The 20,068-nt window shown below is 69.8% G+C and carries 20 protein-coding genes and 1 riboswitch; of the genes, 11 read left to right on the forward strand and 9 right to left on the reverse strand.

What is annotated here, in order from left to right; all coding sequences use genetic code 11:
* Positions 1-14: 14 nt before the first annotated feature.
* Complete coding sequence (locus ACFPZ3_RS24900) at positions 15-599, reverse strand: TetR/AcrR family transcriptional regulator (protein WP_379516623.1); 585 nt, start codon at positions 597-599, stop codon at positions 15-17.
* Between the two features lie 146 nt (positions 600-745).
* Here ACFPZ3_RS24900 and ACFPZ3_RS24905 point away from each other — a divergent pair, with 146 nt between their 5' ends.
* The 5 genes from ACFPZ3_RS24905 to ACFPZ3_RS24925 all read left to right on the forward strand — a co-directional run bounded on the left by ACFPZ3_RS24905 (position 746) and on the right by ACFPZ3_RS24925 (position 4,715).
* Positions 746-1,618 (forward strand): LLM class flavin-dependent oxidoreductase, encoded by an 873-nt coding sequence (locus ACFPZ3_RS24905; protein ID WP_379516624.1) that lies wholly within the window; start codon positions 746-748, stop codon positions 1,616-1,618.
* Positions 1,619-1,632: 14 nt separating this feature from the next.
* Entirely contained in the window at positions 1,633-2,550 is a 918-nt protein-coding gene (locus ACFPZ3_RS24910; protein WP_379516625.1) for an alpha/beta hydrolase family protein, read from the forward strand.
* 67 nt (positions 2,551-2,617) lie between these two features.
* Positions 2,618-3,361, forward strand: coding sequence for an SDR family NAD(P)-dependent oxidoreductase (locus ACFPZ3_RS24915; RefSeq protein WP_379516626.1), 744 nt, complete (start codon positions 2,618-2,620; stop codon positions 3,359-3,361).
* Entirely contained in the window at positions 3,358-4,326 is a 969-nt protein-coding gene (locus ACFPZ3_RS24920; RefSeq protein WP_379516627.1) for an RNA polymerase sigma-70 factor, read from the forward strand. Before ACFPZ3_RS24915 ends, ACFPZ3_RS24920 begins: the two co-directional genes overlap by 4 nt.
* A 209-nt stretch (positions 4,327-4,535) precedes the next feature.
* Complete coding sequence (locus ACFPZ3_RS24925) at positions 4,536-4,715, forward strand: alpha/beta fold hydrolase (protein WP_379516628.1); 180 nt, start codon at positions 4,536-4,538, stop codon at positions 4,713-4,715.
* 17 nt (positions 4,716-4,732) lie between these two features.
* On the opposite strand, the gene ACFPZ3_RS24930 is transcribed toward ACFPZ3_RS24925, so the two are convergent.
* Genes ACFPZ3_RS24930 through ACFPZ3_RS24945 form a run of 4 tightly spaced genes read right to left on the reverse strand, consistent with a single transcriptional unit; the run spans position 4,733 to position 8,151 of the window.
* Entirely contained in the window at positions 4,733-5,707 is a 975-nt protein-coding gene (locus tag ACFPZ3_RS24930) for a glycine betaine ABC transporter substrate-binding protein (protein ID WP_379516629.1), read from the reverse strand.
* Positions 5,708-5,758: 51 nt separating this feature from the next.
* Positions 5,759-6,529 carry an ABC transporter permease gene (locus tag ACFPZ3_RS24935; protein WP_379516630.1) on the reverse strand — a complete coding sequence of 257 codons (771 nt, stop codon included), beginning with the start codon at positions 6,527-6,529 and terminating at the stop codon, positions 5,759-5,761.
* Positions 6,519-7,511, reverse strand: coding sequence for an ABC transporter ATP-binding protein (locus ACFPZ3_RS24940; protein WP_379516631.1), 993 nt, complete (start codon positions 7,509-7,511; stop codon positions 6,519-6,521). Before ACFPZ3_RS24940 ends, ACFPZ3_RS24935 begins: the two co-directional genes overlap by 11 nt.
* The gene (locus tag ACFPZ3_RS24945) at positions 7,498-8,151 is read right to left on the reverse strand and encodes an ABC transporter permease (protein WP_379516632.1); all 654 of its coding nucleotides are present in this window, start codon (positions 8,149-8,151) and stop codon (positions 7,498-7,500) included. Before ACFPZ3_RS24945 ends, ACFPZ3_RS24940 begins: the two co-directional genes overlap by 14 nt.
* Before the next feature lie 125 nt (positions 8,152-8,276).
* Between ACFPZ3_RS24945 and ACFPZ3_RS24950 the strand changes: the two genes are divergently transcribed.
* From ACFPZ3_RS24950 to ACFPZ3_RS24970, 5 genes are all read left to right on the forward strand, one after another.
* Positions 8,277-9,173: an IclR family transcriptional regulator gene (locus ACFPZ3_RS24950; protein WP_379516633.1), complete on the forward strand. Its 897-nt coding sequence runs from the start codon at positions 8,277-8,279 to the stop codon at positions 9,171-9,173.
* Positions 9,174-9,261: 88 nt separating this feature from the next.
* Positions 9,262-10,917: an FAD-binding protein gene (locus ACFPZ3_RS24955; RefSeq protein ID WP_379516634.1), complete on the forward strand. Its 1,656-nt coding sequence runs from the start codon at positions 9,262-9,264 to the stop codon at positions 10,915-10,917.
* A gap of 118 nt (positions 10,918-11,035) precedes the next feature.
* On the forward strand, positions 11,036-11,992 hold the full coding sequence (locus ACFPZ3_RS24960; RefSeq protein ID WP_379516635.1) for a hypothetical protein: 957 nt from the start codon (positions 11,036-11,038) through the stop codon (positions 11,990-11,992).
* Between the two features lie 67 nt (positions 11,993-12,059).
* Complete coding sequence (locus ACFPZ3_RS24965; protein WP_379516636.1) at positions 12,060-12,878, forward strand: helix-turn-helix domain-containing protein; 819 nt, start codon at positions 12,060-12,062, stop codon at positions 12,876-12,878.
* A gap of 144 nt (positions 12,879-13,022) precedes the next feature.
* Positions 13,023-13,406, forward strand: a complete 384-nt coding sequence (locus ACFPZ3_RS24970) for a VOC family protein (protein WP_379516637.1) — start codon at positions 13,023-13,025, stop codon at positions 13,404-13,406.
* 211 nt (positions 13,407-13,617) lie between these two features.
* Here the strand turns inward: ACFPZ3_RS24970 and ACFPZ3_RS24975 are convergent, their stop codons facing one another.
* The 3 genes from ACFPZ3_RS24975 to ACFPZ3_RS24985 form a co-directional block, all read right to left on the reverse strand.
* Positions 13,618-13,743, reverse strand: coding sequence for a hypothetical protein (locus tag ACFPZ3_RS24975; RefSeq protein ID WP_379516638.1), 126 nt, complete (start codon positions 13,741-13,743; stop codon positions 13,618-13,620).
* 37 nt (positions 13,744-13,780) lie between these two features.
* Complete coding sequence (locus tag ACFPZ3_RS24980) at positions 13,781-14,539, reverse strand: glycoside hydrolase family 25 protein (RefSeq protein ID WP_379516639.1); 759 nt, start codon at positions 14,537-14,539, stop codon at positions 13,781-13,783.
* Positions 14,540-14,704: 165 nt separating this feature from the next.
* Positions 14,705-15,490 (reverse strand): AraC family transcriptional regulator, encoded by a 786-nt coding sequence (locus ACFPZ3_RS24985; RefSeq protein ID WP_379516640.1) that lies wholly within the window; start codon positions 15,488-15,490, stop codon positions 14,705-14,707.
* 233 nt (positions 15,491-15,723) lie between these two features.
* Positions 15,724-15,870: riboswitch (cyclic di-AMP (ydaO/yuaA leader) on the forward strand.
* Between the two features lie 11 nt (positions 15,871-15,881).
* Here ACFPZ3_RS24985 and ACFPZ3_RS24990 point away from each other — a divergent pair.
* Positions 15,882-16,514 carry a CHAP domain-containing protein gene (locus ACFPZ3_RS24990; protein WP_379516641.1) on the forward strand — a complete coding sequence of 211 codons (633 nt, stop codon included), beginning with the start codon at positions 15,882-15,884 and terminating at the stop codon, positions 16,512-16,514.
* Positions 16,515-16,656: 142 nt separating this feature from the next.
* On the opposite strand, the gene ACFPZ3_RS24995 is transcribed toward ACFPZ3_RS24990, so the two are convergent.
* The gene (locus ACFPZ3_RS24995; RefSeq protein ID WP_379516642.1) at positions 16,657-19,989 is read right to left on the reverse strand and encodes a 3-keto-alpha-glucoside-1,2-lyase-like domain-containing protein; all 3,333 of its coding nucleotides are present in this window, start codon (positions 19,987-19,989) and stop codon (positions 16,657-16,659) included.
* Between the last annotated feature and the right edge of the window lie 79 nt (positions 19,990-20,068).

The raw sequence follows: 20,068 nt of genomic DNA on the forward strand, positions 1-20,068 counted from the left end.
CTTCCGGATAGGTGTCAGCGCGGCAGGCGCAGCCCCGCGATGAGGAGTTCGACCAGCCGGCGCGCGTCGTAGCGGGGGTCGGTGTCCGCGCCGATGCAGAGGTTTCCGACGCCGCGCATGAGCTCGTAGGCGTCGAGGCCGGAGCGGATCTCGCCGGCGGCGGCCGCGGCGTCGAGCAACTGGGCGCACACGGGCATGAGCCGGTCGAGGAAGTAGGTGTGCAGCGCGTCGAAACCGGCGTCGTCGGAGCGCAGTACGGCGGCGAGCCCGTGCTTGGTGACCAGGAAGTCGACGAACAGGTTGACCCATCGCCCCAGCGCGGCGTGCGGGGTCGAGGCGCCGGCCAGCAGGGCCGGGCCGGCCTCCGCGCACGCCTCCACCTGGTGCCGGTAGACGGCGATGATGAGGTCGGCCCGCGTCGGGAAGTGGCGGTAGATCGTGGCCACCCCGACTCCCGCCCTGGCCGCGATGTCGCGCACCGGGGCCTCGACGCCTGAGGTGACGAAGACCGCCGCGGCGGCGTCGAGCAGGGCCCTCTCGTTGCGCCGGGCGTCGGCCCGCTTGCGCGGCGGGGCCGCGCCCTCCTTGCTGGCGTCCATGGCGCCGTTTCCCTCCGCTTCCCGAACTTGCCAACCGGAACGGGGTTCCCTATCGTTAAGGAACACGGTTCCGTTTAACCATCATGCCATCGATGGCCGCATTATCGCAGCCCCAGGTCCCGATGATGAAAGGATCAACGACCCCCATGCCACACACCTCCTTCGGGATCATGACCGCCCCCTCGCAGGTCGACTACCACGACCTCCTGCGGGTCTGGCGTGAGGCCGACACGATCCCGGAGATCGAACACGCGTGGTTGTTCGATCACCTCCAGCCCATCTTCGGCGACCCGAACGGCCCGGCCTACGAAGGCTGGACCCTGCTCTCGGCCCTCGCCGCGCAGACGCGGCGACTGCGGCTCGGCGTGCTCGTGACCAGCAACCGCATCAGGCCGCCCGCGCTGCTGGCCAAGATCGCCGCGACCGTGGACATCGTCTCCGGCGGCCGGCTCGACTTCGGCATCGGCGCCGGCTCACGACCCAGCTGGCCCTTGGCCGGGCGCGAGTACGCATCGCACGGCCTGCCCTTCCACGACGCCGCGCACGCCGTGGGCAGCCTCGCCGAGGCCTGCACGGTGATCCGGCGGTTGTGGACCGAGACCGAACCGTTCGACTTCGACGGCGCCTACGTCCAGCTCACCGAGGCGTTCGGCAACCCCAAGCCCGTCCAGAGCCCCCACCCGCCGATCCTCATCGGCGGACGCTCGTCCGCGACGCTGCGCGTGGTCGCCGAGCACGCCGACCTGTGGAACGTCGCCGGCGACATCGACGACGTCGTCAGCCGCGGCGCACTGCTGGACCGCTACTGCGCCGAGATCGGCCGCGACCCCGCCTCGATCACCCGCTCGATCTACCTTCAGGTCTCCTACGACCAGCCCGGCGCCACCCGGAACGCGATCGGCGAGGCGGTCGACGCCGGCTTCCACCACGTCATCCTCGGCCTCTCGGCGCCCTACCCCGCCGGCGTCGCACGGTGGGTCGCCGACGAGCTCATCGCCAAGTCCGCCCAGTTCCACTGAAAGGAAGGTTCTCCATGAGCATGAGCTACATCAGCGCGCCGACCCCGGTCGTCTCGGTGAAGCCGGTAGTGCTGCCGGCCCCAGGCCGCGGCGAAGACCTGCGCGTGAGAGTGTCGGCGCCGACGATCGGGCGCGAACTGCCGATCATCGTCTTCTCGCACGGCTTCGGCTGGTCCCTGGACGGCTACGGCCCGCTGGCCGATTTCTGGGCCGCTCACGGCTTCGTGGTCATTCAGCCCACCCATCTCGACTCGAGGACGCTGAACGTTCCTCCCGACGATCCCCGTACACCGTTGATCTGGCGTTTCCGCGTCGAGGACATGAAGCGCGTCCTCGACCGGCTCGACCTCGTCGAGGCTGCCGTTCCCGGCCTCGGCGGGCGCCTCGACCGAAGCCGCATCGCCGCGGCCGGGCACTCCTGGGGCGGCCAGACGGCGAGCATGTTGCTGGGCGCGCGAGTCCTCGACCCGGCGGACGGAACGGGAGAGGACCTGTCCGACGCGCGGATCAAGGCGGGCGTGCTGCTTGCCACGCCCGGTCTGGGCGGGGCCGACCTGACGCCGTTCGCGGTCGAGCATCTGCCCTTCATGAACCCGGGCTTCGCGGACATGACCACGCCGGCCCTCGTGGTCGCGGGGGACCGGGACCAGTCCGCCCTGACCGTTCGGGGACCGGACTGGTTCACCGACCCGTTCTTCCTGAGCCCGGGCGGCAAGAACCTGCTCACCCTGTTCGGGGCGGAACACTCGCTCGGCGGAATCCCCGGCTACGAGGTCAAGGAGACGACGGACGAGAACCCCGAACAGGTCGCCCTGCTCCAGCACCTCACGTGGGCCTACCTCCGCAGCGCCCTCTACCCCGAAGACCCCAGCTGGCCCGCGGCGCGCTCCGCGCTGAAGCAGGAGCCTGAGCCGCTGGGACGGATCGAGTGAATCGTGACCGCTCAGAGGCGGCACCGAACGGATGTCACAGCCGGGCGGGGCGCCTCGTCTAGAGAGTATGACGAACTCAGAACAGACCTCGGTGCTGATCACCGGAGGCAACAAGGGACTTGGTTTCGAGGCGGCCAGGCGGCTCGGGGAGCAGGGCTGGACGATCTTCCTCGGCTCGCGTGACGAAGGCCGGGGACAGGCGGCCGCCGACAAGCTGGCCGAAGGCGGCGCGAACGTGGTCATGGTCCCGCTGGAGGTGACCTCGGACGCGTCGGTGGCCGACGCCGTGCGGCTCGTCGGTAAGCACACCGACCGGCTGGATGTGCTGATCAACAACGCCGGCGCGCCGGGAAGGATCGTCACGCCCGCGGACGCGACGGCCGACGAGATCCATTCCGTCTACGACACCAACGTGTACGGGCCGATCAGGGTCACGCACGCGTTCCTGCCCCTGCTGCGGGCGGCGGACAATCCGCGGGTGGTGATGGTGTCCAGCGGCGGCGGCTCCTTCGCGGTCGTGACCGATCCGGATCAGCCCGTCGCGAGCATGCACGAGCTCGCCTACAGCTCGTCGAAGGCGGCGCTCAACATGATCACCGTCCGGTACGCCCAGGCGCTCCCGGAGATCAAGTTCAACGCCATCACCCCCGGGGAAGTCGTGAACCGCAAGTTCACCGCCACCGACATGAACCATCACACCGGCCAGCTGACGGTCACCGAGGGCACCGACCCGATCGTCAAGCTCGCGATGATCGACGCCGACGGGCCGACCGGGATCTTCATCGATCGCCTCGGCCCCGTCGCGTGGTGAGCGCCGCGCTCGAAAGCCATGGCCCGCCGGAGGAGGCAGGAAGGAACCGGGCCCACGACTTCGAGCGCCTGCGCCCGCTGCTGTTCTCGATCGCCTACCGGATCCTCGGGAGCGTGGACGACGCCGAGGACGCCGTCCAGGAGACGTGGCTGCGTTACGTGATCTCCGAGACCGAGCCCGCCTCGGTCCAGGCGTACCTGTCGACGGTCGTCACCAGGGTCGCGATAGACGTGCTCCGCTCGGCCCGGGTGAGGCGGGAGGCGTACGTCGGGGAGTGGTTCCCGGAACCGCTGCTCGAAGATCCCTACGACGACCCGGAACGTTCGGCGGAGCTGGCCGACTCGGTCTCGATGACGGCGCTGCTGATGCTCGAACGGCTGAGCCCGCTCGAAAGAGCGGTGTTCGTGCTCCGCGACGTGTTCGCCTTCGAGTTCGCGGAGGTCGCCGCCGCCGTGGGGCGGTCGGAGGCGGCGTGCCGCCAGCTCGCGGTGCGGGCCCGCCGGCACATGAACGAGGGCCGTCCCCGGTTCGAGGCCGACCGGCGAGAGCGTACGGAACTCGCCGGACGCTTCTTCGACGCCCTACGCGGAGGCGACGTCGCCGCGCTGCGGGAGGTGCTCGCGGCCGACGTACAGGCGATCGGTGACGGCGGCGGCAAGGCGCCGGTCTTCGGGCGTCCCATCGCCGGTGCGGACAACGTCGCGCGGGTGTTCGCCTCCATTGTCCCCGCGTTCCTCGCGATCGGCGGCACGATCGAGGTTCGCGACGTCAACGGGCAGCCCGGGGCCGTCTTCCACGACCGCGACGGGAAGGTCATCAACACGTTGTCGCTCAGCATCTACGACGGGCGCGTCCAGACGATCAGGGCCGTGGTCAATCCGGACAAACTCCGGCACATGGGTCCGGTAGCGGATGCGTGGACGGTCGCCAGGGACACCCAACGGGCGCGCCGCGCCGCCGACTGAAGCGCCCGCGGATCGCCCGTGCCGTGCACACGCTGATGACCTGCTGAGCACGGTGACCATCTACTGGGCCACCAACACCGTCGCCTCCTCGGTCCGCCTCTACCGGGAGGACCACCTCGGGGCGGCGCCCGCGCCCGCGCGGGTGCCCGCCACGAGTCGATCGCCGCGTCGACCTTGTCGATGCGGCGCCCGCGCCCGCGCGGGTGCCCGTGGCCGTCAACCAGCCCGAGGCGGAGGAGTACCGCGCCCCACGCTCGTGGTGGCAGCGCCTCCAGCCCCAGCTCACGCGCTACACGCTGCTACCCGGCGCCGGCCACTTCCCCGAGTGGGAAGCGCCCGACGCGCTGGCGGCCGACCTCACCGAATTCGCATGGAGCCTGCGTCGATGACCTGATCGCGGCCCTCGTCAGGAGCCGCCGGCGCCGAGAAGGCCCTGCTTGCCCAGCCAGTCGGCGGCGATCGTGGAAGGCTCCTCGCCGTTGACATCGACCCTGGCGTTGAGCTGCTGCATGGTCTTGTCGTCCAGCTTGGCGATCAACGGCTGCAGAATCTTCTCCAGCGCGGGGTACTTCTGGTACGTCTCCTGCCGCATCGTCATGGCCGCGTTGTAGATCGGGAAGAACTTCTTGTCGTCCTCCAGCACGGTGAGACCCAGGGCGGCGATGCGGCCGTCGGTGGTGAACACCTCACCGAAGTTGCAGGTCTGGCCCTTGTCCGTCTCGGTGTAGACGACGCCGGTGTCGAGCAGTTTGACGTTGTCCTTGGGGAGGTTCATGCCGTAGGCCTTGCTCAGCCCCGGCAGCCCGTCGTCGCGGGTGGAGAACTCCGTCTCGATGCAGAGCGTGGCCTCCGCGGGCTTGGTCTTGGCCAGGTTCGCCACGTCGGAGACCGTCTTGACGCCCAGTTCCGCGGCCTTCTCGGAGCGGATGGCCAGGGCGTAGGTGTTGTTCAGCGGCGTGGGCCCGACCCACTGGATCTTGTTCTTGGCCAGGTCCGCCTCCGCGGTGGCCTTGAACTGCGCGGCCGGGTCCTGGATGGGCTTGGTGTTCTTGAGGAACTCGATCCAGCCGGTGCCGGAGTACTCCCAGTACATGTCGATCGAACGGGACTCCAGGGCCTTGCGGTTGGGCACGGTTCCGCCCAGGTTGGTCTTGTCGACGATCTCGGCCCCGTGCGCCTTCAGCAGGTGTACGGCGAGATTGCCGAGCATGATGTTCTCGGTGAAGTCCTTGGAACCGATGACGAACTTCGCGCCCTCGAGTTCCTTGCCGGCACTTCCGGCCTCGACAGCGTCGCCTGAGCCGCAGGCGCTGATGGTCATCATGGTCAGCGCCGCGGCGGCGAGCAGGGCGGACGTCTGTCGAAGCGGACGGAAAAGCATTACAGGGACACCTCTTGATAGGGGTTGGGGAACTGCGTGGGACGCGGCAGGTCACATGCCGCGTGGCTTGAGCAGGTCTTCCGCGAGCCCACCGAGCCAGTCGATGAGAAAGGCGATGGACGCGGTCAGCACGCCCCCGACGATGGTCACGGGCATGCGGTTCAGCTTGAGACCGTTGATGATCAGCTCGCCGAAGCCGCCGGCCGCGACGAAGGCGCCCAGCGTGGCGACGCCGACGGTCAGGACGAGGGCCGTGCGCAGACCGGCGAGAATGGCCGGCACGGCCAGCTTGAGCTCGACCCGGCGCAGGATCTGGCCTCTGGTCATGCCCATGCCGCGGGCGGCCTCGACGAGTGTGGGGTCGACCTGCTGCACCCCGACCATGGTGTTGCGCAGGACGGGGAGGATGGCGTAGGCGACCAGGCCGACGAGCGCGGTCTGGAAGCCGACCCCCATCAGGAACGTGCACAGCACGAGCAGGCCGATGCACGGGACGGCCTGACCGAGGTTGCCGATGGTCAGGATGACCGGGGTGATCAGCCGGTTCCTGGAGCGGGAGGCGACGACGCCGAGCGGGATCGCGATGATCACGACGAGGGCGGTGGCCGCGAGGGTCATCTGCAGGTGCTCGACGGCCTTGGTCAGGATGACCGCGCGGTTGAGGCTGCGCTGTTCGATGGAGTCCAGCTCCAGCGTGCCCACCCAGGTGTACAGGGCGGCCAGGACGACGCAGATGACGACGGGCGTGAACAGGAAGCGCCGCAGGCTCGGCGCTCGCCCGATTGGCCCGGCCCGCCCGGCGACGAGAGTCTCAGCGGTCACCGGCGGGCACCTCCTCGGGCGAGGGCCGGGTGCCGAGCGCCTCGCACAGCGCGGTGTAGGTGAGCACCCCGGTGGGCGAGCTGCAGCGGTCGGTGCCGTGGGCCATCATGAGATCCAGTGCCTCGCGCAGGCTCGCGTCGGCGGCGACCTGTGGAAGGTGTGAGTCCGGCAGCGGCTCGGTGGCGGTGATGTCCTCCACGCGCAGCAGCGCCAGCCGTTTGAGGGTGGCGTCCTGGCCGATGAAGCCCGCGACGTAGTCGTCGGCGGGGGCGGCGAGGATGGCGGCGGGTGTGTCATATTGCGCCACGTGCGAGCCCTCCCGCAGCACGGCGATGCGGTCGCCCAGCTTGATGGCCTCTTCGAAGTCGTGGGTGACGAAGATGATCGTCTTGCGCAGCTGCTTCTGCAGTTTCACGAACTCGTTCTGCAGGTGCTCGCGGGTGATGGGGTCGGTGGCGCCGAACGGCTCGTCCATGAGCATCACGGGCGGGTCCGCGGCCAGCGCTCTGGCGACCCCCACACGCTGCTGCTGGCCGCCGGAGAGCTGGCGCGGGTAGCGGTCGCGGAAGGTCGACGGCTCCAGGCTGACCAGCGCGAGCAGCTCTTCGACGCGGGCCGCGATCCGGTCGGCCGGCCAGCCGAGCAGCTTCGGCACCAGGCCGATGTTCTGGGCGACGGTCTGGTGCGGGAACAGTCCGACCTGCTGGATGGCGTACCCGATGTGCCGGCGAAGCTCGTCGGGGTCGAGGCTGAGCACGTCCTGTCCGCCGATGTGGATCTCGCCCGAGGTGGGCTCGACCAGGCGGTTGATCATCTTCATGGTGGTGGTCTTGCCACAGCCGGAGGGGCCCACGAAGACGACGAGCTCGCCGGCTGGGATGTCGAGGCTGATGTGGTCGACCGCTGGGGCGGGCTGCCCCTGATAGTGCTTGGTCAGCGCGCGCAGTTCGATGCGCACGCCTTCGGTATCACGGTCGAACACGAAGCCCCCTAGGGGTGGTGAGTTGTCGGACGGCGAAGAAGAAGAGGTCGAACAGGATGGCGATGACGACGATGCCGAGCGTTCCGGCGAGCGTGGCGTTGAGCGAGTTCACGGATCCGAGCCGGGACAGCCCCTCGAAGATCTGCGAGCCGAGGCCGGGGCCGTCGACGAAGGCGGCGATGGCGGCGATGCCGATCAGCATCTGGGTCGAGACGCGCACTCCGGTCAGGATCAGCGGCCAGGCCAGTGGCAGTTGCACGCCCAGCAGCAGCCGGGTGCGGCTCAGGCCCATGCCGCGGCCGGCCTCAACGGTGGCCGCGTCCAAGCCGCGCAGACCGGTGACCGTGTTGCGGATGATCGGCAGGAAGGCGTAAACGGTGAGGGAGAGAAGCGTGGATCCCCACCCGAGCCCGGTGATCGGGATGAGCAGGGTGAGCATGGCGAGCGACGGGATCGTCAGGATTCCGGCGGAGATCGCGATCGAGCTGCCACGCACTCTGGGGGAGCCGTAGGAGAGGAGCCCGATGCCGACGCCGACGGCCGTGGCGATGGCGATGGCGATGGCCACGACGAGGGCATGCTCAGCGGCGGCCAGCGAGAGAGTGTCCCAGCGTGAGACCACGTACTCGCTGAAATTCATGGAGGTACCGCCTTCGCTTACGCTTGCATGAGTTTCGCAAAGGTATGCGATTTGTTGCGATGAGCGCAAAATCGGGTGCAACTAGCGCAACGCGAGTGCAATGTTCCTGTTATGAACGGATAGGGATGAGCGAGAAGCCGGCGGTGTCCTCGGCGGGCCTGCGTCGGGACATGGAGATCCTCGAAATACTCGCTGGTCACGGCGATGATCGGGACGTTGACGGGTTCGGGGTGAGCTGGATCGCGCAGCGGCTCTGCAGGGAGAAGAGCCAGGTCTCCCGGGCGCTGCGCGCGCTCGAGCTCGAAGGCATGGTCGAGCGAGATCCGCTCACCAGGCGGTATCGTCTCGGGTGGCGGCTGTTCGCGCTCGCCGCTCGCACCCAGCAGGCCAGGCTGGTGCAGGTGGCCGCGCCCTTCCTGCGGCGCCTGACGGCCTCCTTCGACGAGGACGCCTACCTGTGCGTGCTGCGCGGCCACCAGGTGCTGACCCTGATGTCGGTGCCGTCGTCACGCGCCTATCACCGGGTCTGGGAAGGGATCTCGGTCCCGGTGATCATGGCGGCCGCGGGCCGGTCGCTGCTGGCCGAGTGGGACGATCAGCAGGTGGTGACCCTGCTGCGGGCCACGCTGCCCTCGGGGCTCGACTCCGCGGTGGGCGGCGAGGAGAAATGGCTGGCGGATCTGGCCCACGTGCGGTCGTCCGGCTACGCGGTCTCGGAGGTCGAGCTGGAGGACAGCTCGGCTGGCGTGACGGCGCCCGTACGTGATCATCGAGGGTTGATCACGGCGGCGATCAGCGTGTCCGTCACTCGGGCGGCCTCACCCGTCCGCCTGCACGAGATGGGCGCCGTCGTCGCCCGGACAGCACGCGAGCTCTCCGAGGTGCTGGGCCTCCCGCCCGGCGGGGTGGCGTTCCAGCGGAACGGCCGCGCCGCCTGGGGGAGCGGCGCGTCCCACGGCGGTTCTGGGCGCGGCGGTCATCCGAACGGTGGAGCGGATCAGCCGTCCGGAGGAGCGGAGTAATCAGCCGCCGACTCATGACATCGGTTGATGTGCGGCTTCCTGCCCGATTGAGAGGCTGACGACCTCCGATCGGAAGGAAGCGAGTCACATGCCAGAAGTGAGGGGCGGGGGTACGAGCCTGCCGGTGAGTCGTCGTGGGGCGCTCGCCGGCGCGGCCGCCGTGACGGGCGCTGCTGTGGGCGCTGCCGTGGCCGGCGCGTGGGGTGGCGATACCGCGTCGGCGGAAGCCGGCGCGGCGGTGTTCGGGCCGGTGACGGTACGTCCGGGCGACGTCCGCTACGACAGCCTGTTGCGGGGCAACAATTTCCGGTTCGTGGGCCGGCCGGAGGAGATCCGCGTGGTCGGCTCGACCGATCAGGTGGTACGCGCGGTGTCGGAGGCGGTGCGGTCCGGCAAGCGGGTCGCGGTGCGCAGCGGCGGGCACTGCTTCGAGAACTTCACCGCCGATCCGGCGGTGCGGATGCTGCTGGATCTCTCCCCGATGGACGCGGTCGGCTACGACGCCGACCGGGGGGCGTTCTCCGTGCAACCCGGCGCCACGCTCGGGCACGTGTACCGGACGCTGCTCACCGGCTGGGGCGTGACGATCCCCGGCGGCGGCTGCCCGGAGGTGGGCGCCGGCGGGCACTTCGCGGGCGGCGGCTACGGGCCGCTGTCCCGGCGCTACGGCTCGGTGGTGGATCACCTGTACGGTGTGGAGGTCGTGGTGGTAGACCGCGACGGCACCGCCCGCGCGGTGGTCGCCACCCGGGAGCCTGACGACCCGAACCGGGACCTGTGGTGGGCGCACACCGGCGGTGGCGGCGGCAACTTCGGCGTGGTCACCCGATACTGGCTGCGCACGCCCGGCGCCACCGGCACCGACCCGTCACGGCTGCTGCCGGCGTCGCCGGGGCGGATGGTGCAGCACGTGATCTTCTGGTCCTGGGAGCACATGACCGAGCAAGCGCTCACCGGGCTGCTGCGTAACTTCGGGACCTGGCACGAGCGCAACAGCGCGCCCGGCTCACCGTACGCCGGGTTGTACGGGATCATCCAGCCGTCCCACCGCGCCGCCGGAACCGTCATGCTGCTCGCGCAGATCGACGCGGACATTCCCGGAGCCGAGGGCATGGTGACAGACTTCGTGTCCGCGGTGACCGCGGGCGTCGACCTCACCCCGGCGCTCGACCTGCGGCGGACGATGCCGTGGTTGCACCGGATGACCTGGCCGGGCAGCGGCGAGCCGGGCGACGTGCTCATCCGGCGGTACAAGCTCAAGGCCGGCTACCTGCGGCGCTCGTTCACCGAGACCCAGCTCGCGGCCGTCTACCGCAACCTGACCAACTCCACCGGCGGGCAGGGCGCCGGCCTGCTGCTCGTCGGCTACGGCGGCCAGGTCCGCGCGGTGGCGCCAGGGGACACCGCGATCGCCCAGCGAGACGTGGTCATGAAGGCGGTCTACCAGACGATCTGGGGCGAGGAGGCGGACGACGCGGCCAACCTCGCCTGGGTGCGCGGCTTCTACCGCGACGTGTACGCCGACACCGGCGGCGTGCCCGTGCCCGGCGAGGTCAACGACGGCTCCTACATCAACTACCCGGACGCCGACCTGGCCGACCCCGAGTGGAACACCTCGGGTGTGCCCGCGCACACGCTCTACTACAAGGACAACTACCCACGCCTGCAACGGGTGAAGGCCCGCTGGGACCCGCGCAACGTCTTCCGGCACGCCCTGGCCATCGAACCTCCCCAGCCTGGGTGACCTCCGCGCGGAAGCGACGGGATCTGAGTCGTCGCCGACTCAAGACGGCCACGCGCTCCCTCAGCACACTCGGCACTGTGCACAGGCCGGTGGTGCTGCTCAACGGGGCGGAGGGGTCATGGGATTCGGTACCTACGCGCGACTGCTCGCGGCGGGCACGATCGGCGCGGCGCTGCTCGCGGGCGCCGCGACGGCGGGGCCGCGGCTGGTCGCGGACGGAGCGGAACCGGTCGCCGCACAGGCGCGGCCAGTCGCACAACAGGCGTGGCCGGTCGCACAACAGGGGTGGGCAGCCGCACTACTGGGGCGGCCGGTCGCAGAACAGGGGCGGGCGGTCGCACTACAGGGGCGGGCGGCCAGCCCGCCGAGCATCTCGCCCACCTGGGGCCGTCCCGGCTCCTCGGTCGAGGTGCACCTGAGCGGCGTGCACTGCCCCACCGGCGATGCGGATGCCGAGACGCCGGCCACCGAGCCGGCCGAACCCGAAACGGAGGCGGATGGCCCCTTCGAGGTGTTGTGGGACGGCGAGGCCATCTTCGAGGGCATGACGGACAAGCCCGGCGGGCTGCACAAGACGATCACGGTGCCCGGCGCGGCGGCCGGTGAGCACACCCTCAACACCCGCTGCACGGTGTCCGGGACGACGTCGCGAGACGCGGTGTTCACCGTCGTGCCGCAGCTGAAGGCCGCCTTCCGCCCGTCCTCCGGGCGCGCGGGTGAGCAGGCGTCGCTCGCTGTGAACGGCCTGCACTGCGGCGGCGGTGAGCCGCCACCGCCCGGAGGGGCCTACACGGTGCGGTGGGGGCAGGGCGACGCCCCGCTGGGCTCGCCGGTCACCGCGGACTCCGCCGGCGCCGACTTCACCGACGCGGTGACCGTGCCCGAGGAGGCCGTGCCGGGGCCGGCGACGGTGACGGTGGCCTGCGCGAACGACAGCGGCACGCCGGCTGTCGCGAACTTCGACGTCCAGCGGGCCCGCGCCATCGACAACAGTCCGTCCAAGGAGCCGTCCAAGGAGCCGACCGAGGAGCCCACGGAGGAGCTCGCCGCCTTAACGCCAGGCCGCCGCCGCTGATCTGTGGCGAACGTCGCCTGTGCTCGGTTCGTCGGTTGCACCGCGCGGCGGCCGTACCGTGGAGAGGGTGAGCATCGTGCCTGCTGATCAGACGTCCGCCGCCCTGGCGCCGTTCGTGGTGACGCTGGGCGCCTACGATCTCGGGCCGGGCACGGTCGAAGTACATCGCGGGCTGCCCTCGTCCACGGTGTCGATCACGATCCCCGAGGCGGACTCGCTGGAGATCGCGTGGCACGGTCGGCCCGGCTCGGGCAGAAGGCTCCGGGCCGTGGTGGCCGGGCTCCACCTGGGCGCGGCCGAGCTGAGGCAGGAGGGCTGCACGCGCGGCGTGTGGCTGACGCTCAGCCCGCTCGGCGCCGGCGCGCTGCTGGGGCTGCCGGCGTCGGCGCTGGCCGGGCACGTCGCCGATCTCGCCGACGTGGCCCCGGCGATGGCGGACCTGCCGGAGCGCCTGGCGGCCTGCTCGTCCTGGCCGCAACGCCGGGCCCTGGTCGAACGGACCCTGCTCACCGGCCTGGCCCGATACGGGGAGAACACCGACCGTCATGGACTGCGGGCCACGCTCGCGGCGTTGTCCAGAACCACCCGGGTGCAGGAGGCGGCTCAGCTGCTCGGGTGCTCCCGACGCCACCTGAGCACGGCGGTCCGTACCGAGTTGGGGGTGACGCCGAAGGAGTACCAACGGCTCATCCGTTTCGAGGCCGCCCGGGGCGGGCTCGTGGCCGCGGCCCGCGCGGGGCAGGTCAGTGTGGCCGCGGTGGCCGCCGCATCGGGATTCGCCGACCAGGCGCACCTCACCCGGGAGTGGCGGGCCATGGCCGGGTGCACGCCCACCGAGTGGCTGCGTACGGAAGGCCCGGCCGCGCGGGATCGCGAACCCGCCTGACGAAGCCGAGGCCGGTTCCCAGAAGTTCAAGACCAGCCGCTGACCGGCCACCACGATGGTGTGCGTGCCGCCGAACACGGCCTCCACGTCGCCGAGCGGACCTCTGGCGGCGAACGCTTCGATCAGATAGGCAGCGTCTCGACCATGAAACTCTCTCCTCGTCTCATCGTGCCCGACCCGGATCGCGCGTCGGCGTTCTACCAGGACGCTCTCGGCGCCGAGCAGGTGTTCCGTGCTCCGCTGGGCGACGATGGCCGGCCCGCCGTCGTCGATCACCGCATCGGTGGTTCGTCCTTCACGGTCTCGCCGGCCGTCTCCTCGTGGGAGTGGCTCTCACCGAGTGATCTCGGTGGCTCCGCGGTCCTCCTCGAGATCGAGGTCGACGACCCGGACGCGGTCGGCGAACGCATGATCACCCATGGCGCCGAGGTGGTCGTGCCGATCGAGAACCGGGACTACGGCAAGCGCTCGGGCCGCATCCGTGACCCGTTCGGCCACCTGTGGATCATCACCGGCGAGCTTCGCTGAACCGGCCTCCGCCGCCGTCCAATGCGACGTGGCGGTTCTTCGCCTTCGGGGGGCAGGCGATCGGCGCCCTCCCCGGCGGTGCGGCAGGGGCCGCTCTCGGATTTCGGGCGACCCTGGTCGTGAGCTCCGGCCTGATGCTCGCCGGCACCGCCGTGGCCCTGGTCTCTCCGGTACGCGTGTTACGCGACCTGGCGGACGCCCAGCGGCGGATCTAGCCGGTCTTCTCCGCGGCGGCCTTGGCGGCGTCGGAGAGCAGGCGGGCGCGGTGCTCGGGTGAGATCCACCTTCGGTTGACCAGCAGGGCGTGGATCCGCGTGGTGTTGGTGACGTCCGTCATTCCGCCGTGCCGCTACCACCCAGGAAGCAGGGAACGCTCAAGCAGCGTGGCGGCCCAGGGCGCGCAGCTGCTCCGGGCTCAGCACGGAGACGTTCTGGTCGAGGGGGGCGTCGGTGTACTGGTGGATGGCCCAGGACTTCCAGTCCGCGGGCGGGGTCACCGTGCCCTTGCCCACGCCGTAGCGGGCGACCCACAGGGGGTATTCGGCCAGGCCCTTGCCGTAGGTGTTGGCGAAGTTCCAGCCGCTGTAGAACATCGGGACGATCCCGGTCTTGGCCTTCACGTGCGACAGCCACGCCTTGGCCCAGGCGTTGACCTCGTCGACGGACTGGCCGTCGGCCGTCTCCAGGTCCAGGACCAGCAGGTCGCCGGGCTTGGCGGGCTGCGCGTTCACCACGGAGAGGAAGTGGTCGGCCTCGGCGATGGGGTCGTTGCCGGGGCGGCCGTAGTGGTAGGCCCCGCGCACGATGCCCTTGTCGCCCAGCTCACGCCAGTGCCTGGCGAAGGAGGAGTCGCGGTAGTCGGTGCCCTCGGTGGCCTTGATGATGCCGAACTGGGCCGAGCTGGCGCTCCAGTCGTACAGCGGCTCGTAGTGGGAGATGTCCAGGCCGTACGTGAGCGCTCCGGCCTCCTGCCGGGTGCCGTGCGGCGCGCCGTGGTCGGTGGTCCAGGCGGACGCCGTGCCGGTGACCGCGGTGATTCCGGCCAGGAGAGCGCCGGCGACGGCCAGGCTCAAGCGCTTGGAGTTCTTGGTGTTGAGCATGAGGGTGTTGACTCCTTGCTTGGTCTGGATCACCCCAAGGGACGATTGGTGAAAGACGGCATCGACAATGGGTACGCCGCTACGGATAAAGGTACGTATTTCCCTAAAGAGCGGCAAAGGTGATGTAGGGGATAGAGGCTCACATAAGCCTGAAATGCCGACCAGACCGGGGATTCACCGCCGGGTAAATCTTCTTTGTCAGAAATGTACGGCGTCCCCGTTGAGGTAGCGCCCGGGCGACGTGCCGACGGTTCGCCGGAAGGCGGCCAGGAAAGCGCTCGGAGTCGCGTATCCCACGGCGTGCGCGGTTTCCGACACCGGGCGGCCCTCGGCGAGCAGCGGCAGGGCGGCGCGCAGCCGCGTGTGGGTGCGCCAGCGGTCGAAGCTCATGCCCGTGTCGCGGACGAACAGCCGGGTCAGCGTGCGCCGGCTCACCCCGATGGAGCGGGCGTGGGCGTCGAGACTCCGTGGGTCCGCGGGGTCGGCGAGCAGGGCGTCGGCCACGGCGCGCACGCGTTCGTCCACGGGTTCTGGAACGTCGATCGGCAGGGTGGGCAAGGGGTGCAGCAGGTCCAGCACCACCGCCTCGGCGCGCAGGCGCGCGTCATCGGCGAGGTCCTCGCGGGCGAGGTGGCCGATCAGATGGGCCAGCAGTCCGTCCACGCCGACCGCGGTGGGCTCCGCCCAGTTCAGGGCGCACCGCTCCGGATCGAGGTAGAGGCTGCACAACACCGCGTCGCGGGTCGCCCCGGTCTGGTGGACGACCCCCGCAGGCAACCACAGGGCCCTGCTGGGCGGCAGGATCCAGTACGAGTCGGCGACGGCGACGCCGAGCACGCCGCTGCGCGTCCACGCCAGTTGGTGATGGGTGTGGCTGTGCGGGGAGATCCACTGCCCTGATTCCAGCGGGAAGTGCCCGACGACGATCACCCCTGCGGAGGCCGGGGGCGCGGTGTCGACGGCCTCGATCATGGACTTCCGCATGCCGTTCAGGGTATGTCCTCAGCGCGACACACCCGTGTCGCATCGCGAATCATGGCCGGCGTGCTGCGAATCCCGCCCGGAGCAGGTAAAGAATTTTGCCGCGATCCCCTTTGGCGTGGGGGTTTCTGTTGCCCCTTCCAGGGGATGGCTTGCATCTTTCTATGCGCTTCGCTTACGTTCGAGGACTTGAGGCGTGCTTCATGACGCCTGCATATTGCCGAGACCCGCGTCTGTGAACGCGGCCGCCTAATTCGCGATCTCGCGGAGCCGGGGACCCACTTTTCTCCGGGGTGAATCGGTGCGCCTGGATCGGGCGCCCTGTAGAGCACTTCCACGCTCGAACCCGTCAGCTAACCCGGTAGGCGCATGGAAGCAAGGAGCAATTCCCGTAATGCCTAAGTACAGCTTCACCCATGCCCTGATGCCCGGAAAACTGGCCCGGTTCGCCGTCGGGATGAGCGTGGCGGCCGGTGCCGCTCTCGCCGCCACCCCGGCCTTCGCCGCCGATCACGACGTCCAGAAGCCGGCGCATCAGGTGAGCGCGCAGTCTGTGCTGAAGATCGCCGAGTCGCAGATCGGTGTGTCGGAGAACGCCGCCGGCGGCGGCACTCCGTTCCACAGCTGGTACATGTCCTCGCCCCGCGCGCAGGAGACCATCGCCCGCGACGGCGGCACCCTGCGGACCTACGCCAACGCCCCGTGGTGCGCCATGTTCGTCTCCTGGGTCGGCGAGAAGGCCGGCGCCCGTCCCACCGTCGGCTGGGACGCCTACACCGTTACCTACGCCAAGTGGTTCCAGGCCAACCATCGTTGGGGCACGCTCGCCAAGCCCGGCGCCGTGGTCTTCTACGACTGGAATGGCAAGAGCACCACGGGCATCGACCACGTGGGCCTGGTGAAGCAGGACAACGGCAACGGCACGATCACCACGATCGAGGGCAACACCGGAAACGGCAAGGTCGAGCAGCGGGTCCGGCCGAAGTCCCAGGTCGTGGGCTACGGATACCCCGACTACAGGGCTTGATCGCAGAAGAGCTCCTTGCCATGTGCGATGGTCAAGGGAGAACGGGTGGCGCAGGAGAGATTCCTGCGCCACCCGTTGCTTTGTGTCGGCATGACCTGCGACCAAGCTCGGCTGCGACCGCGGTCGCATGGCGGGCACGGGGTCAGGAGACGGGTTCGATCCATACGTTGCGGAAACGGGGGTTCTCGCCGGGATCGCCGTGGTCCTGGAGGCGGATCCCGCCCGACGCCGAGCTCTCCGGGATGTGGTCGCCGGTGCCGCCGTCGATGGCCACGTCGTCGTGTACCACCACGCCGTTCCAGACGACCGTCACCCGCGCGTCGTCGGTCTTGACGCCCGCGCTGGTGTAGCGGGCCGCGCGGAAGGTGATCTCGTAGGTCTGCCACGTCCCTGAGGCGGTGGCCATGTTGCGGTCGGGCGCGCGTTTGGAGTAGATCGAGCCCGCCTCGTTGGCGGCCGGCGTGGTGTCGCCGTACGACTCGAGGACCTGCACCTCGTAGCGTTCCTGGAGGAAGATGCCGCTGTTGCCGCGCTGCTGCCCGGTCACCTCCGGCGGGTAGTCCGGCTCGTACCACTCGGCGTGCAGCTTGAAGTCGCCGAACGTGCGCCGGGTGCGGATGTCGCCGCCGTAGGACTCCATGGAGCCGTTCGCGATCGGCCAGGTCGCCGCTCCGCCTGCCCGTCTCTCCCATGCCGCCAGGCCGGTCCCGTCGAAGAGCGTGATCCGCTCCGCCTTCGACACGGTGATGTGGTCGAGGCCGAGTTGTCCCGCGTCGCCGGAGTCGTACCTGTAGGCGATGGTGTTCGCGCCCCGCTTCAGGTCGAGGGCCTCGGTCTGGACGGCCCAGTCGCCGGAGGCGGCCAGCCGCACCTGCCTGACCTTGGTCCCGTTGACGTACACGCTCACCGACGTGCCGGTGTCGGCCGCGTAGCGGAGCCCGACGGTATGCCTGCCGGGCGAGTCCGCACGTACCGAGAACGAGGTGCTCGCGCCCGCGGTCGTGTAGCCGTCGACGAAGCCCGCGCCGGTGTGGCCCTGACGGCCGGTGCTCACCTTCGCGCCGCCGCGCAGCTGGGCGTTCTCCGCCTCAAGTACGGGTCGCGCGGCCACGGTGACGGAGTCCAGGTTGACGTTGCCCGTGTCGCCGCTGTCGTAGGAGTAGGCGATGGTGTTGGCGCCCGCCTTCAACGTGAGCGGTTCGACCCGGGTGGCCCACTGGTCCCACGTCTCCGTCGTGGCCAGCGGCACCTGCCTGACCTTGGTCCCGTTGACGTACACGCTCAGCGACTTGGCGCCGGGCGCCGGGTTCGGGCCGTTGGAGTAGCGCAGGCCCACGTGGTACGTGCCGGCCTCGGCCGCGCGTACGGCGAACCGCGTGGCCGCGCCCGCGCTCCAGAAGCCGTCGACGAAACCGGCTCCCGAGTAGCTCGGATGGTCGGTGTTCAGCTTCGCGCCGCCGCTCTGCGCCGCGCTCTCCGCCTCGTAGACGGTGTCCGTCACCGGGCCGCCGACCAGCGAGTTGAGCGTGTACCAGGCTTCGGTGCTCCACAACGACCGCCCTGATGCCGAGCTGAACGGACGCGGTGACCGCAGGTGCACCACCCGCCCCGGCTTCAGGCCCGCGATCTTGAGCGTGACCTTCTTCCCGCCGGAGGCCGGAATCGCGGAGGTGACGGTCAGCGGCTCCTCATCCACCTTGGGCCCGCCGTAGGTGGCGGCCGCGACGTAGCGCCACTGGGTGACCTGGTATTTGGCCGCCAGCGACGTGGCCGTCTCCGCCGACAGCGGCTCGGTGTACTCCAGCTCGAAGCCGCCCTCGATCGCGCGCATCTTCACGATGTCGAACGCCTTGTCCTCGCCCGGGGTCAGCTTCTGCAGGCCGTAGGTGAGCTTGCCCGGCTGGCCCCAGTTTCCGCCGGCGCCCAGACCGCCGGCGTAGATGGCGCCGTCAGGCCCCAGGCTGATCCGGTTGACCCCCGCTTCGAGTCCCTGGGTGAAGCGGAAGACCGCGCCCTGGTACTCGCCGTTGACCTTCTCCAGGTAGGCCCGCTGGATCCCGCCGTAGGTGACGTCGCCGAACAGCATCTGCCCCGCGAACCTGCCCCGCCTCATGACCAGCGGAGTGCTGGGGGAGTTGGCGATCTCGTTGTGCGGCAGCCACAACACGGGCTGGGTCACCGGCTCGTCGTCGAACGGGCCGTCAGGATTGGTGTGGTGATTGAAGAACCGGTCCTTCTTGATGTGCACCAGTTTCGAGGCGGGCAGCCAGCCGCCCTGGTTGTCCAGGACGAACAGCTCACCCTCCGGACCCCAGCCGAGCCCGTTGGGCGTGCGCAGACCGCCGGCGACGTACTCGACCGCGCCGGTCGCCTTGTCGATCTTGATGCTCGTGCCCCTGTCCCGCGCCGGCTGCGGGTCGGTGGTGGCGCCGCCGTAGTCGATGGCGACGGAGAGGTTGATGTAGAAGTGGCCGTCACGGTAGAGCATCCCGAACGCGAACTCGTGGAAGTTGCCGCTGAACGGCCAGGTCGCCACGGTCCTGAGGTTGTCGGCGACCTCGTCGCCGTCGGTGTCGTTCAGCTCCACCAGCCGGGACTTCTCCGAGACGTAGAGCTTGCCGTCCACGTACTTGATGCCCATGGGCTCCTGCAGCCCGCTGGCGATCTTCTTGGTGGTCACCCGCGCGGGTGAGGTCGCGCCGGTGACGTTGCCGAGCAGGTAGACCTCGCCGAGCCTGGTCTCCGAGCCGCCCCAGGTGGCGATCGCCAACCGGTCGTCGGGCAGCCAGTCCATCGCGGTCACCTGCGGCTGGAAACCTGCCGGGCGCAGGTCGGTGAGCGTGAGGTCAGGGTGTACGGACGCCAGGGGCAGCCCGTCGCCGGGGGAGTCGGCGCCGCTCTCGCACTCCTTGCGCCCGGGGGCGGTGACGCGCACCACGTCCGCGTCGGTGCTCAGCACCGAGGTGGGAACGACGGCGAACCCGGCGGATCCAGGTGGTCTCCACTCCAGCTTGAGCTGCTGGCCGTACAGGTGCTCGAAGTGGTCGACGCGCAGCGCGTGGTAGCCGGCGGTCAGGGTGATCGTGCCGTCCAAGGCGATCGGCCCGTGCCGTCCGTCGTTGGTGATCACGACGGTGTCGTCGATGCGCAGCCTGGAGCCGTCGTCGCTGGTGAGCCGGAACTCGTACGTGCCCGCGGCGGGAACGTCGATGTTGCCGATGGCCTCGGTGACGAACATGTCGGTCAGGCCGAAGTCGGCGTCGGAGACCCAGTCGATCGTGGGCATCAGCTTGTCCACGTTGGGAGTCTGACCGGGCTTGAGCGTGCAGAGCTTGGACAGTTCGACCTGGACGTCGTAGGTGCGCAGGGTGACGCCCGGCTCCTGCGGCGGGACCGCCGCATGCGCTTGAGCGGGTACGACCAGGCAGGAGAGTGTGGTGACCAGTAAGACGGATAACAGGGGTAATTTCCGCATGACGTGTCCCATCTCCGAGAGGGGGCCGCGTTCGGCGTGGGCGGGGTGCGGCATCGCCGGGACAGCTGTGATCCATCGG

The organism is Nonomuraea insulae, assembly GCF_042656245.1.

Bases quoted from the DNA above. Each gene is read 5' to 3' on its own strand.
- ACFPZ3_RS24960 (WP_379516635.1), top strand. From the start codon at position 11,036: ATGGGATTCGGTACCTACGCGCGACTGCTCGCGGCGGGCACGATCGGC.
- ACFPZ3_RS24995 (WP_379516642.1), bottom strand. From the start codon at position 19,989: ATGCGGAAATTACCCCTGTTATCCGTCTTACTGGTCACCACACTCTCC.
- ACFPZ3_RS24915 (WP_379516626.1), top strand. From the start codon at position 2,618: ATGACGAACTCAGAACAGACCTCGGTGCTGATCACCGGAGGCAACAAG.
- ACFPZ3_RS24900 (WP_379516623.1), bottom strand. From the start codon at position 599: ATGGACGCCAGCAAGGAGGGCGCGGCCCCGCCGCGCAAGCGGGCCGAC.
- ACFPZ3_RS24945 (WP_379516632.1), bottom strand. From the start codon at position 8,151: ATGAATTTCAGCGAGTACGTGGTCTCACGCTGGGACACTCTCTCGCTG.
- ACFPZ3_RS24970 (WP_379516637.1), top strand. From the start codon at position 13,023: ATGAAACTCTCTCCTCGTCTCATCGTGCCCGACCCGGATCGCGCGTCG.
- ACFPZ3_RS24950 (WP_379516633.1), top strand. From the start codon at position 8,277: ATGAGCGAGAAGCCGGCGGTGTCCTCGGCGGGCCTGCGTCGGGACATG.
- ACFPZ3_RS24910 (WP_379516625.1), top strand. From the start codon at position 1,633: ATGAGCATGAGCTACATCAGCGCGCCGACCCCGGTCGTCTCGGTGAAG.
- ACFPZ3_RS24985 (WP_379516640.1), bottom strand. From the start codon at position 15,490: ATGCGGAAGTCCATGATCGAGGCCGTCGACACCGCGCCCCCGGCCTCC.
- ACFPZ3_RS24990 (WP_379516641.1), top strand. From the start codon at position 15,882: ATGCCTAAGTACAGCTTCACCCATGCCCTGATGCCCGGAAAACTGGCC.
- ACFPZ3_RS24975 (WP_379516638.1), bottom strand. From the start codon at position 13,743: ATGACGGACGTCACCAACACCACGCGGATCCACGCCCTGCTGGTCAAC.
- ACFPZ3_RS24930 (WP_379516629.1), bottom strand. From the start codon at position 5,707: ATGCTTTTCCGTCCGCTTCGACAGACGTCCGCCCTGCTCGCCGCCGCG.
- ACFPZ3_RS24905 (WP_379516624.1), top strand. From the start codon at position 746: ATGCCACACACCTCCTTCGGGATCATGACCGCCCCCTCGCAGGTCGAC.
- ACFPZ3_RS24955 (WP_379516634.1), top strand. From the start codon at position 9,262: ATGCCAGAAGTGAGGGGCGGGGGTACGAGCCTGCCGGTGAGTCGTCGT.